This is a genomic window from Hydrogenophaga taeniospiralis, from assembly GCF_020510445.1.
Classification (GTDB): domain Bacteria; phylum Pseudomonadota; class Gammaproteobacteria; order Burkholderiales; family Burkholderiaceae_C; genus Hydrogenophaga.
In genome coordinates, this window is record NZ_JAHBAG010000001.1 from 4,533,242 (window position 1) to 4,545,656 (window position 12,415).

The following is a 12,415-nucleotide window of genomic DNA, read 5'->3' on the forward strand; positions in this document are numbered from 1 at the left end:
CAGCCCGGCATACGGGCCTTTGCGGGCCGCACACCGCCCCTAGAATGCGCGCCATGCCCCGCCGCCACCTGCCCGCCCTCCTGGACCAGATCCACACCGAAGCCCAGGCCCTGTTTGGCCAGGGCCGCGTGGCCGACTACATCCCCGCCCTGGGCGAGGTGCCGCCGCGCCAGTTCGGCATGGCGGTGGCGCTGTGCAATGGCGAAACCCACGCCGTCGGCGACGCCCACACGCCCTTTTCCCTGCAGAGCATCACCAAGCTCTTCACCTTCGTGCTGGCGCTCAAGCTCGTGGGCGACGAACTCTGGCAACGCGTGGGCCGCGAGCCCTCGGGCGCCGCGTTCAACTCCATCGTGCAGCTGGAAACGGAAAACGGCATCCCGCGCAACCCCTTCATCAACGCGGGCGCGCTCGTCATCACCGACATCCTCACCACCCGCTACGCCCACCTCGACTACGCCCTGCTCGGCGCCCTGCGCCGCCTGGCCGACGACCCCGGGCTGCACTGGAACGCCCGCATCGCCAAAAGCGAGCGCGACACCGCCCACCGCAACATGGCCATGGCCTACTTCATGAAGAGCCACGGCAATTTCCACAACCCGCCCGAGCTGGTGCTGGACAACTACTGCCGCCAGTGCGCCACCGAAATGAGCTGCGCCCAGCTCGCGCAGGCCACCATGTTCCTCGCCAACGGCGGCCGCGATCTTGGCCACCAGGGCCAGCCCGACGAGCAGTTTCTGAGCGCCGACGACACCCGCCGCGTCAACGCCCTGCTGCTCACCTGCGGCGCCTACGACGCCGCGGGCGACTTCGCCTACCGCATCGGCCTGCCGGTGAAGACCGGCGTGGGCGGCGGCATCGTGGCCATCGTGCCCGGCGTGGGCACCGTGGCGGTGTGGGCGCCCGAGCTGGACGCCAAAGGCAATTCGGTGCTCGGCGCCTTCGCGCTGGAGCGGCTGGTGCAGCTCACGGGCTGGGGGCACAACACGCTCTGAATGCATTCGGTTGAATGGGCTTGAGATGGCATGTTTTCTTGAAAACCATTGATAAACAATGGGTTTTCATTGAAAATTCAATTCAAGTATTCATTCATAAATTCATTCATGAGCCCCCAAAACCCCACCGATAGCGGGCTGCTGCAGGCCCTGCGCAGCCTGGGCGGCCAAGCCGGCGGCGCCCAGTTGCGGCAAGGCCTGGGCATCAGCCAGCCCACCCTGTCGCGCCTGCTGGCGCCGTTGGTGGCCGGCGGCCAGGTGGTGGCGGTGGGCGCGGCGCGGGCGCGGCGCTACCTGCTGCCGCGCGAGGTGGAGGGCGTGGGCCGCCAGGTGCCCATCCATGAAGTCACACCGCAAGGCGAGCTGCGCCCGTTCGGCACGCTCTACCCGCTGGCCGGCGGCGGCTTCTGGATGGACGAAGCCGACAAGGCGCACGGCAGCAGCGCCTACCACCCCAGCCTGCCCTGGTTTCTCTACGACATGCGGCCCCAGGGCTTTCTCGGTCGGGGCTTTGTCGACACGCACCCGGCCCTTCAACTGCCCGCCAACCTGCAGCACTGGAGCGACGACCACATCTTGAAAGCGCTGGTCAACGCTGGCGAAGACCTGCCCGGCAACCTCGTCGTCGGCACCGCCGCGTTCGACCGCTTCCTGAGCCTGCCCGCGCCGCAGCGCAGCCGCGCGCCCGTGGTGAACGCGCCCGCCGTGCAATACCCTGCCCTGGCCGCACAGGCGCTGGGCCAGACCCTGGCCGGTTCCAGCGCCGGCGGCGAGCAGCCCAAGTTCAGCGCGCTGCGCGAAGGGCACCCGGTGCTGGTGAAGTTCTCCCCGGCCAGCGAGAGCGCCACCGACCAGCGCTGGCGCGACCTGCTGGTCTGCGAAGCCCTGGCCCTGCACACCCTGGCGGACGCCGGCATCAGCGCCGCCCACACCGAACTCATCGAGGCCGAGGGCCGCGTCTTCCTCGAAAGCCGCCGTTTCGACCGCACGCCGCAAGGCCGTGTGGGCATGGTCTCGCTCGAGGTCTACGACCGCCAGTACATCGGCCAGGGCACCAACTGGGTCGACACCGCCCGCCGCTCCGACCAGGCCGGCTCCGAGCGCCTGAGCGCGGCCGATGTGACCACCCTCTGCCTGCTCGACGCCTTTGGCGCGCTGATCGCCAACACCGACCGCCACCACGGCAACATCTCGCTGCTGCTGCGCGACCACCGCTGGCAGCTCGCCCCCGCCTACGACATGCTGCCCATGCTCTACGCCCCCGTGGCCGGTGAACTGGTGCCGCGCGACTTCGCCGCCCAGCCGCCGCGCCCCAGCGTGCACACCCTGGCCGTGTGGCCCCAGGCGCGCGCGCTGGCCACCGGGTTCTGGCTGCTCGTGGCAGACGATGCGCGCATCAGCGCCGGGTTCCGGGCGATGGCCCAGGCCAACGCCGCGCTCGTGGCCGGGCTCTGACCACACCTTTCGCTGCCGCGTTTGAGGGATTGCAGCGCACACCGCAGACGGCACAATCGGCCACCTGTCACACATACGCACCGCCGGGACACATCGGCGGTCTGAATACCAACATGAACAAACAACAGCCACGCATTGGCGGCCTGGCCGCAGCCCCCTTGGTTCTTGGAGCGCTCGCTGCTCTGTCGCTGAGCGCCTGCGCCGCCGGCCCCGCGGTCCCCACAGGCCCCATCTCCCATCTGTGCAAGCCCCAGGAAGTCGTCGGCTTCTCCTGCGAGCTGGCTGACAAGCGCGTGCTGTCGCTGTGCGGCTCGCCGAAGTTCAACGAATTCAAAGGCGCGCCCCAGGACAACCCGGGGTATGCGTATGTCGTGGTCGGCACCCTGCGGGGCCAGGTGCAGTTCCAGTACCCGGCGCAACCGGCGGACTACAAGCAGCACATGACCTTTTCGATGTCAACGGCGGGCGCCAGTCCGCACATGTGGGTGAACACCGACAAAGGCAGCTTTCTTCACTTCAGCCTGGATATTCAGGAACCGGTCGACGCCACTCCGGAGAACGCGCCGCAGGACTGGCCTCTGGGCAACCTCAAGGACCGCACACTGTGTGCACGCAAAATCAACCGTGACCACATCGACTCGTTCATGTCGCGAATGATCGAGGATCCTGAATGGGTCAAGACCCGAGGGTGGAGCCGGTGAACAGGCCGTCTTTCGAAAGATGAGGTCGAGCGATGCCAAACCCGGACATCCCCCATCTGGACTCGGATAAACAACGCCAGCGCGCCGAATCCCTATTGGTGACGGCTTATCGCAGCGGTATCACCGAGCCCAAGGAGCTTGCCAACTTCATGGGGCAAGTCCAGCACGAGAGCCAGAATTTCTCGCGTCTTGAAGAGAACCTGAACTACAGCGGCAACCGCCTCTACGACGTGTTCAGAGACCGCAACGGGCTGACCGCCGCCAAGGCGCAGGAGCTTGCCCAGATTCCCGACCGCACCGAGCGCCAGCAAGCCATCGCAGAGCAGGTATACGGCGGGCAAGAGGGCAAAACCAAACTGGGCAACACCGAGCCCGGTGACGGGTACACCTTCCGCGGACGCGGCTACATGCAGCTGACCGGGCGATACAACTACACCGCACACGGCAAAGCGGCCGGGATCGACCTGGTCAACCACCCCGAGCTGGCCGCAGACCCAGGCAATGCCGAGAAGCTGGCGGTCCAGTACTGGAAAACCACGGTGCACGGCAACGTCCAGGCCCGTACAGACGTGGCCATGGCGGGCTCCATCATCAACACGGGAACCGCTCGCCACAAAAATCCCAAAGGCCTCCCCGACCGCCAGGCCAACGCCGCCGCCTGGGAAACCGCACTCAACAAGGGCTACTTGCAAGAAGCCCTGGCGCGCCATCCCCTGGCGCCCGACGAGCCGGCGGCCCAACGCCCCGCCGCCCCGGAGGCCCTCAACCAACCCCTGCAACTCAAGCCCGACCACCAGCTCTCGCCCCAAAGCCTGCGCCTGATCCAGGACAGCGGGCAACACGTCCGGGCGCTCGCCGACAAACACCAATTGCCCTGGGACCCCGGCATGGACAACACCGTGTACGCGCTGGCCCGGCAGGCGCGCGAACAGGGGCTGACCGGCATCACCCACCTGAAGGTCGCCGACGGGCAGATCCGCTTTGCCCAGTACGACGGCCTGACCCTCAAAGACGGCGCGCTCAACGCCCGCGCCGCCGCCAACACCGAAACCCAACAGTCCATCGCCCGGATGGCGCAGGCCGACCAGTCTCCGGCGCAGAACCAAGTCCAGGCCCACGACGCAGCGCCCGCCCAGGCCCCCACCCGCTCCATGGCATCGCCCGCGATGTCCATGTGAGACTTCGTCAGCCCCACAGCGGCGGCTTGAGCACCATCAGCGCGAACACCGCCATCATCGCCACGAAGGCCGGGTAGCCCAGCCCTTCCCACCAGCGCGCCATGCGCCAGTAGACCTCGGGCAACGCGGTGTCGCCACGCGCCTGTGCAGCCGAAGCCAGGCGCGCCATGCGAACCTGCAGCGCCACCACCGGCAGCCAGCAGGCGCCGGCCAGCGCATAGAGCGCGAGCGCCAGCGCGATCCACGGGGTGCTCAGCGGCCAGCCGGCCATCGCCGCCATCGCGAAGCCGCTGAGCGGCTGGATGATCACCGTCGGCGTGGTCATCCACAGGTCGGCCTTGACCACCAGGCGCGACACCACCGCCTGCGCCGGCACCGAGCCGCTGCGGTTGGCCATGAACAGGTAAAAAGCGGTGCCAAAGCCGGTGCCCACCAGCACCACGCTGGAGAGCACGTGCAGGGTCTTGATCCACAAGTACAGGTTCATCACGATCCAACCTCCAGAAGGTTCCACCGGCTGCCGCGCCACAGCAAGGCCAGGATCGGCAGGTTCTTGAGCAAAGGCCCCAGGGGGTGCAGCCACAGCTGCGGCACCATGGCCGTGGCCAGCGCGCTGAACACCAGCACCACGGCCACGCCAGCGCGGCAAGCCCACGCCCCGGGCCGCAGCGCCAGCCACAGGCCCATGGCCAGGTCCAGCGCGATGCCGCCGGCCACCAGGGCCGACACCCAGGCCTCGGGCACCCAGCCGGGCTGGCGCACCAGCCCGTGGCTGATGCCGCCCCAGCCCAGCCACGACACCCCCGCCGTGCCCCACCACAGGGCCACCAGGCTCCAGCGCTCGACCGCGCTCAGGCTTGCATTGGCTTCGTGTTCGTGCATCACAGCGCCTCCTGCGGCCACTGCCGCACCGACACCGGTGGTCGCCCCAGCAGCCGCTCCAGCGGTGCCGCGTCGGCCGTGTTGGGCTGGGCCAGCAGAGCCAGCGTTTCGCTGCACCAGGGCGTCAGCGGCACGGCGTCCCCCAGCCGCGCGCTCCAGCGGCTCGGCGCATCGGGCAGCAGCGCGACGCGGGCCGGCCCGTGCCCCATGGCCTCGCGCCAGTGCGCGATCAGCGCCTGCAGCGTGAACACCTCGGGGCCCGCCAGTTCGAGCCTGCCCTGCGCGTCGGACCGCAGGCTGGCCACCACCGCCGCCGCCAGGTCGTCGACGTGCAGCGGCTGCGCCAGCCCGCGCGCGACCGGCGCTGGCAGCAGCAGCAACGGCAGCCGTGCCAGCGCGCGGAACAGCCCACTCGACGCGCCGCCCTCGCCCACCACGATGCTCGGCCTCAACACCACCGCCTCCAGCGCGCCGCGAGCGGCCAACGCCAGCAGGTGCTCGTCGGCCGCTCGCTTGCTGCGGGCGTAGGCGGTGGGGTTGCCCTCGATGCCCAGGGCCGAGACCTGCACCACCCGCCGCACGCCGACCCCACCGTGTTCACCACCGCGTCCACGCCCGAGAGGTAGGGCACCCAGTCGTCGGCCGCCGTGGCCCGCGCCATGTCCACCCGCGGGCGGCTCACCAGCGTGTGCCCCGCCGCCTGCAGCGCCTGCGCCACATGCCGCCCCACAAACCCCGAAGCACCCAGCAACCAGACGTTCATGATCCGTCCCTCCGGCAGACACCATCGGCACAGGCCGGCACCGATTGGCGCGCCGCGCGCCGCAGGGCCGTCTCGAAGACCGCGTGCGCCAGCCAGCGCGGAAACAGATGCCGGTGGCCCGCCACCCAGGGGTACAGCCGGTCGGCCAGCGGCCGCAGCCGGGGCGCGCTCAGCGAGCGTGCCACCCAAGAAATGCCCACCGCCCCGTACATGGCCACAAAGGTGTCCACCCCGCGCAGCCAGGAGCCGTCGGGCGCCTGCGCGTGCAGCAGCCGCGCCAGGTCGTCCCGCGTCACGCCGGTCGGCGCCACAAAGCCCGGCGCCGCGATGTCCACGAAGCGCAGGCGCTGCGCACGCTCATTGCGCAGCATCAGGTTGCTCATCTCGGCCATGCACAGTGGGCAGGCGCCGTCGTAATACAGGGTCAAGGGGTAGAGGTTCTGGTTCATCGCATCGCTCCTTCCTTTGTGGATTCCTTGGATTCCGTTGATTCGATCGATTCCGTTTATTCTGTTATTTCTGTCAAAACAGAAATTCATAGTCAAAAAAAAGCCCGGGCGGCGGTTCAGCCGTCCGAGCGCACGAACTTCTGCACCGAAGCGCCCAGGCGCATCACCTTTTCCAGCGTGGCGGGCGACAGGCGCAGCATCTCGTCCGTCCACACGCCCAGGGTCTGCATGAAGCGCAGCGTTTCGCGCACACGGTCTTGCGCGTCGGCCGACTCGGCCTCGAATTCCGGCGTGTTCACCAGCGCCTGCAGCATCTGCACCGTGGGCTGAAACTCGCGCTCCTTGCGCTGGCGCACGATGGTGCGAAACAGCTCCCATACGTCGGACGAGGTTTCAAAATAATCGCGCCGGTCGCCCAGCACCTGCGTCGGCCGGATCAGCCCCCAACCCTGCAGCTCCTTGAGGCTGTTGCTCACGTTGGAGCGGGCCACCACCAGGGTGTTGGCGATCTCTTCGGCATGCAGCGGGCGGCCGTGGAAAAACAGCAGGGCATGGATCTGCGCCACGGTGCGGTTCACGCCCCAGGCGGTGCCCATTTCGCCCCAGTGCAGCACAAAACGGCGGGAGGTTTCGGTGAGTTCCATGGGGTGGATGTTAGGCGCCATCAGAAATTTCTGTCAAGACAGAAATTAGCTACCGCCCACCATCGCTCAGGACGGCACAGCTGTCCGCGCCAGCGCCAAAGGCCGGGCCTTGTACAGCTCCCAGGCCCACAGCCCCAGCAACACCGCCGCCACCCAGTAGCCCACCGCCAGCAACATGGCGAAAAGAACCGCCAGCGCTTTTGCGCCAAGCAGCAGGAAGAGCCACCACCACCCGCCAACCGATGAGCCGAGAAAGCCCTGCCGGCCGCGGAAACGGTAGAACACCAGCCAACCAGCCCACATCCAGATCACCAATGCCACACTGGGCAGGTCCAGCCCTTCCCTGACCAGCCCGCCGATCAGCACGATCAAGGGCACGCACAAGGCGTGCAGCCAAGCCAGACGATCCACCTCCGCCTCCGGCCGCGCCTGCCAATGCACCAGCGGCATCCACAGTCCCCGGTACATCGCAACGGCAAGACCCAAGGCCACAGCGCTCAGCTCGAAGTCCCATTCCGCGCCGGACCAGCCATCGCGATCCAGCCGGGCGACCGCCAGCGGCAAGATTCCCAGCAACAATGCCACTGTGCACTGGGCAAACACCACAGCCAGCCGCTCCTTGCTGAAGCGGGTGTGGTCGTGCGCACGGAGCCAGAAACGCACCTGGTCACCGCTCAACGGCGGTGCCAACGCGTCGCGCCATTCGTTGCTGAGCCATGCCAGCAGTTGGACCATCTGATCCATCTGTCCCCAACGCAAGGCCCGCAGCACGTTCAGCCACAGCCCGGCCGGACGGCTGACCCAGCCCAGATGCCGGCCGAGTCGGGCCAAGGCGTAGCTCACACCCACGAAACCCGGAGCCCAGGCCGCCTGCAGGCGCTGCAGATTCACCGGCAAGTTCAACCACGCCCGGTTTTCGCCGACCATCAGCCAGCGCATGCTCAGTTCGTGCCGCTTGTGCTGGTAGGCATAGGTTTGACCGACATGTGCGCCATCGCTTACCTGGTCCAGATCGAAAAAGGCCCACAAGACATCCAGGCTGTCTGCCAGCAGCGGCCCCTCGAAATCCTCCAGCACCCAAGGCAGCACGTCGGCCACCGCGTGCTTGAGGTCAAGCCGCCACAAAATCTCCTGTTCGGCCAGCCATTGCTGCACCGCCTCCGGTGTGGGTTGCTCGGCAACCCGATCCAGCAGCATACGGGCGATATCGACCGGCGTCAGGGTCACCTGCTTGCCTTCCGGCGCGGGGGCCGGCGCAGCTGCGGGCGCGGCAATTGGCCCGGAAGGCTCAACAGCCTCGACCTCAGCCGGAGGGGCCACAGCAGCGCCCGGTTCGATGGTGGTGATGGGCGGATCGACGGCAACCGGCTCCTGGAAAGCCACCTGTGCGAGCGCTGCCTCATACGACTCACGCAGACGCTGGAAACCCTCCGGGTCTTCCGCCGGCCGGGTGTCTTTCAACAGCCGCGCATAGGCGCGCTTGACGTCGCGCTCCTGCGCATCTGGCCGCAGGCCAAGGTGTTCAAAGGCCCAGCTCATCGCGCACCCTCTACGCCGTCCAGCCGTTCCCGCAAGGCCTCCCGGTGCTCCTTGACCACACGCAGGTCCTGGGTGTCCAGCGCCTGGCGGAACAGCACGATCCATTGCTGCACATCGGGCCGGTCGTGGATGTATTCCTCATACACGCGCCCGGCACGTGCCAGAAGGGCCACGTTCTCCTGCTGCTCGCGAGGGTGGACCTTCAAAGCATCCAGCGCCGCAATGCGCGCCCTCAGCTCATCGGCCGACAAGGTTGTCTCACCCTGTTGCAGCACCAGCTCGTGGCGCTCGCCGCCGGCCAGGGGCCACGCCTCAACCTGAAGAATGCCGTTCACGTCGTAGGTAAACCGCACACGGACACCTCGCTCACCGCTGTGCCCGGCGGCCCCCAGCGGCATGCTCAATTCGCCCAGTTGTATGTTGTTGCGCACCCACGGGCTCTCGCCCTGGTAGACCCCGATCTGCACCTGGGTCTGCCGGTCTGTCAGCGGGTAAAAGGTCTCTTCCCGGCTCACCGGCACCGTGCAGTTGCGCGGGATGATCGGGTGAAAGTAGCCGGTGTCGATCTTCCCGCCCTCCAGCTGGCGGCCCACGTCGGTACCCAGCGAGTAGGGACACACGTCGGTCAGCACCACCTCGCGCAGGCGCTGGTCGTTGGCCTTCATACCGGCGGCCACGGCAGCACCCAGCGCAATGGCGTGGTCCGGGTTGACGTGGCGCAAGGGCAGGCGCCCCATCATGCGTGCCACCAGCTGTGCCGCCATGGGCATGCGGCACGCCCCACCCACCAGGATCACTTCGTCGATATCGGCCGGCCGCAGTTTCGCGTCGCGGATCGCGCGCTCCAGCGGTGCGCGCATGCGCTGCAACAACGGCTCGGACAGTTGGGCAAACCTGTCCTGGGACATCTGCCACGGCGCCGTCTGCTCGCCGCACAGGCCATCCAGACTCACCTGTTCCTGAGACGACAGCGCCTTCTTGGCTTGCTCCAGCCGCCGCCGAATCTGCGCCCGCACGCCCGGAACCAGCCCCTCCATGCCTGCCGACGGCAGACAGCGCGCTGCAAAGTCCTTGACCAGCACGTCCAGAAAATCCTCGCCGCCCAGCCAGTTGTCGCCCGCGCTGGCGCTCACCTCCACCACGCCTTCGAACATCTCCAGGATTGACACGTCCAACGTACCGCCCCCGAGGTCAAAGACCAGAAAGCGGCTCTCGCGGTCCAGCTGCTGCAGGCCGTAGGCCAGGGCCGCAGCGGTGGGCTCGTTCACCAGCAGCTCCACCTTCACCCCGGCCATTTCACCGGCCTGGCGCGTGGCCTTGCGCTGCGCGTCCGAGAAATACGCCGGAACGCTGATGACCGCCTCGGTCACTTCCGTGCCCAAGTGGGCACGGGCGTCGTCCAGCAGCGAACGCAGCACCAAGGCCGACAACTGCTCGGGCCGGTAATGCCCGCTTCCCAGCGATGTCTGGCGTTCACTCCCCATCCAGCGCTTGAAGGTCGCCACCGAGGCCTGGGGATGCGTGATCAGCCGGTCCTTGGCGGCCTGCCCCACCAACACCCTGCCCTGTTCGTCCACCGCCACCACCGACGGCGTCAGTGTTTCGCCCAAGGCATTCGGTATCAACGCCGGCCCCTGCGGTCCGTAATGCGCAATCAGCGAATGGGTCGTTCCCAGGTCAATCCCTACCAACATGCAATTTCCCTCCGGGCTCAGTTCCAGCAAACGAGCGATCTTACGGTGTGCCTTTTGCCTCACACGCCGCCCTAGAATGGTCGAATGAGCTCCAACACCCCTTCCAACCCGGCCAACAAGGCCCCCAAAAACAACGCTGCCGCGGCCCCCGAGGCCGCCGGCGAGCACAAGGTCAGCAACTTCCTGCGACAGATCATTGAAAACGATCTGGACAAAGGCACCTACGCCAGCCGCCACTGGGCCGGCACCCCGGGCGACGCCGCGCACCACGCCGCCGGCCCGCTGGACCCGGCCAAGATCCGCACCCGCTTCCCCCCCGAGCCCAACGGCTACCTGCACGTGGGCCACGCCAAGAGCATCTGCCTGAACTTTGGCCTGGCGCGCGACTACGGCGGCGTCTGCCACATGCGCTTTGACGACACCAACCCCGAGAAGGAAGACACCGAGTACGTCAACTCCATCTTGGACGCGGTGCAGTGGCTCGGCTTCAACTGGGAGGCCAACGGCCAGAGCCACCTCTTCCAGGCCAGCGACTACTTCGACTTCATGTACCGCGCGGCGGAATATTTGATCGAAGCCGGCCACGCCTATGTGGACGAACAGACCGCCGAGCAGATGCGCGCCGCCCGCGGCGACTTCGGCAAACCCGGCGTGGACAGCCCCTTCCGCAGCCGCACGCCCGAGCAGAACCTGGCCCGCTTCCGCGAAATGCGCGACGGCGCGCACGAAGACGGCTCCATGGTGCTGCGCGCCAAGATCGACATGGCCTCGCCCAACATCAACCTGCGCGACCCGGCCATCTACCGCATCCGCCGCGCCACGCACCACAACACCGGCGACAAGTGGTGCATCTACCCCATGTACACCTTCGCGCACCCCATCGAAGACGCGCTGGAGCAGATCACCCACAGCATCTGCACGCTGGAGTTTGAAGACCAGCGCCCGTTTTACGACTGGCTGATGGACCGCCTGTGCGAAGGCGGCCTGCTCGCCCACCCCGCGCCACACCAGTACGAATTCGCCCGCCTCAACCTCACCTACGTCATCACCAGCAAGCGCAAGCTCGCCCAGCTCGTGTACGACCACAAAGTCAGCGGCTGGGACGACCCGCGCATGCCCACCATCGTCGGCCTGCGCCGCCGCGGCTACACGCCCGAAAGCATCCAGCTCTTTGCCGAACGCATCGGCGTCACCAAGAGCGATTCCTGGATCGACTACAGCACGCTCGAAGGCTGCCTGCGCGAAGACCTGGAAAACAAGGCCCACCGCGGCATGGCCGTGCTCGACCCCGTCAAGTTGGTGCTCACCAACTGGGCCGAGGCCTTTGGCGCTGACGACACCACCGAAGACTGCACCCAGCCTGCCCTGCCCCACAGCGCGATCGCCGAAGGCCAGACCCCGCCGCCCGACCGCGTGTTCAAGATCGGCAAAGAGGTCTGGATCGAGCGCGAAGACTTTGAAGAAGTGCCGCCCAAGGGCTACAAGCGCCTGTTCCCTGGCAACGTCGTGCGCCTCAAAGGCGGCTACGTCATCGAATGCACCGGCTGCGCCAGAGACGCAGACGGCACCGTGACCGAAGTGCACGCCAAAGTGATCCCCGGCACCAAGAGCGGCACCCCCGGCGCCGACAGCGTGAAAGCCAAAGCCGCCATCACCTGGGTGAGCGTGGCCAGCGGCGTGAGCGCCGAAGTGCGCCTGTACGACCGCCTGTTCAGCGACCCCAACCCCGACGCCGGCGGCAAAGACTTCATCGAAGCGCTGAACCCCAACAGCCTGAAGGTGGTGACCGCCTACGTTGAGCCCTCACTGGCCGCCGCGCAACCGGATCAGAAATTCCAGTTCGAGCGGTTTGGGTACTTTGTGGCGGATCGGGTGGATCACGTGGCTGGGAGCAAGCCGGTGTTCAACCGGGTTACGGGATTGAAGGATTCGTGGGCAAAGTGACGCCATGTTCACCTCGACATCTCTGCCGCCTCGAACCGCCGCCAAGCCTCTCCACCGAGCTGCAAGCCGACTCGGACTGCCCTGCAGTTAACCGGAAATGACTGTCACCTCCACGTGCGCCTCGTTAACCGCCTCGCGCGGCGCGTTGGCGCGCATCTGGATGTCGACGTT

Annotated in this window: 11 protein-coding genes and 1 pseudogene; 5 read left to right on the plus strand and 7 right to left on the minus strand. The window is 67.2% G+C overall.

Annotation, left to right across the window (positions count from 1 at the left end; genetic code table 11):
- The first annotated feature begins 53 nt into the window (after positions 1 to 53).
- From KIH07_RS21680 to KIH07_RS21695, 4 genes are all read left to right on the plus strand, one after another.
- The gene (locus KIH07_RS21680) at positions 54 to 995 is read left to right on the plus strand and encodes a glutaminase (RefSeq protein ID WP_226493941.1); all 942 of its coding nucleotides are present in this window, start codon (positions 54 to 56) and stop codon (positions 993 to 995) included.
- 108 nt (positions 996 to 1,103) lie between these two features.
- Positions 1,104 to 2,450 (plus strand): type II toxin-antitoxin system HipA family toxin YjjJ, encoded by a 1,347-nt coding sequence (gene yjjJ / locus KIH07_RS21685; protein WP_226493942.1) that lies wholly within the window; start codon positions 1,104 to 1,106, stop codon positions 2,448 to 2,450.
- Between the two features lie 113 nt (positions 2,451 to 2,563).
- The gene (locus tag KIH07_RS21690) at positions 2,564 to 3,151 is read left to right on the plus strand and encodes a hypothetical protein (RefSeq protein ID WP_226493943.1); all 588 of its coding nucleotides are present in this window, start codon (positions 2,564 to 2,566) and stop codon (positions 3,149 to 3,151) included.
- A 32-nt stretch (positions 3,152 to 3,183) separates the two neighbouring features.
- The gene (locus tag KIH07_RS21695; protein WP_226493944.1) at positions 3,184 to 4,329 is read left to right on the plus strand and encodes a glycoside hydrolase family 19 protein; all 1,146 of its coding nucleotides are present in this window, start codon (positions 3,184 to 3,186) and stop codon (positions 4,327 to 4,329) included.
- Between the two features lie 7 nt (positions 4,330 to 4,336).
- Here the strand turns inward: KIH07_RS21695 and KIH07_RS21700 are convergent, their stop codons facing one another.
- The 7 genes and pseudogenes from KIH07_RS21700 to KIH07_RS21730 form a co-directional block, all read right to left on the minus strand.
- Positions 4,337 to 4,816, minus strand: coding sequence for a DUF2269 family protein (locus KIH07_RS21700; protein WP_226493945.1), 480 nt, complete (start codon positions 4,814 to 4,816; stop codon positions 4,337 to 4,339).
- Positions 4,816 to 5,211 carry a DoxX-like family protein gene (locus KIH07_RS21705; RefSeq protein WP_226493946.1) on the minus strand — a complete coding sequence of 132 codons (396 nt, stop codon included), beginning with the start codon at positions 5,209 to 5,211 and terminating at the stop codon, positions 4,816 to 4,818. Before KIH07_RS21705 ends, KIH07_RS21700 begins: the two co-directional genes overlap by 1 nt.
- Positions 5,211 to 5,974, minus strand: a pseudogene (locus KIH07_RS21710) (NAD-dependent epimerase/dehydratase family protein). The gene KIH07_RS21705 and the pseudogene KIH07_RS21710 overlap by 1 nt, the downstream one beginning before the upstream one ends.
- Positions 5,971 to 6,423: a thiol-disulfide oxidoreductase DCC family protein gene (locus KIH07_RS21715; RefSeq protein WP_226493948.1), complete on the minus strand. Its 453-nt coding sequence runs from the start codon at positions 6,421 to 6,423 to the stop codon at positions 5,971 to 5,973. Before KIH07_RS21715 ends, KIH07_RS21710 begins: the two are co-directional and overlap by 4 nt.
- Before the next feature lie 116 nt (positions 6,424 to 6,539).
- A complete protein-coding gene (locus KIH07_RS21720) occupies positions 6,540 to 7,067 on the minus strand; it encodes a GbsR/MarR family transcriptional regulator (protein WP_068174079.1) in 528 nt (175 codons plus the stop codon).
- A gap of 66 nt (positions 7,068 to 7,133) precedes the next feature.
- Positions 7,134 to 8,606, minus strand: a complete 1,473-nt coding sequence (locus tag KIH07_RS21725; protein WP_226493949.1) for a hypothetical protein — start codon at positions 8,604 to 8,606, stop codon at positions 7,134 to 7,136.
- The gene (locus KIH07_RS21730; protein ID WP_226493950.1) at positions 8,603 to 10,300 is read right to left on the minus strand and encodes a molecular chaperone HscC; all 1,698 of its coding nucleotides are present in this window, start codon (positions 10,298 to 10,300) and stop codon (positions 8,603 to 8,605) included. The genes KIH07_RS21725 and KIH07_RS21730 overlap by 4 nt, the downstream gene beginning before the upstream one ends.
- Before the next feature lie 84 nt (positions 10,301 to 10,384).
- Here KIH07_RS21730 and KIH07_RS21735 point away from each other — a divergent pair, with 84 nt between their 5' ends.
- On the plus strand, positions 10,385 to 12,244 hold the full coding sequence (locus tag KIH07_RS21735) for a glutamine--tRNA ligase/YqeY domain fusion protein (protein WP_226493951.1): 1,860 nt from the start codon (positions 10,385 to 10,387) through the stop codon (positions 12,242 to 12,244).
- Positions 12,245 to 12,415 lie beyond the last annotated feature (171 nt).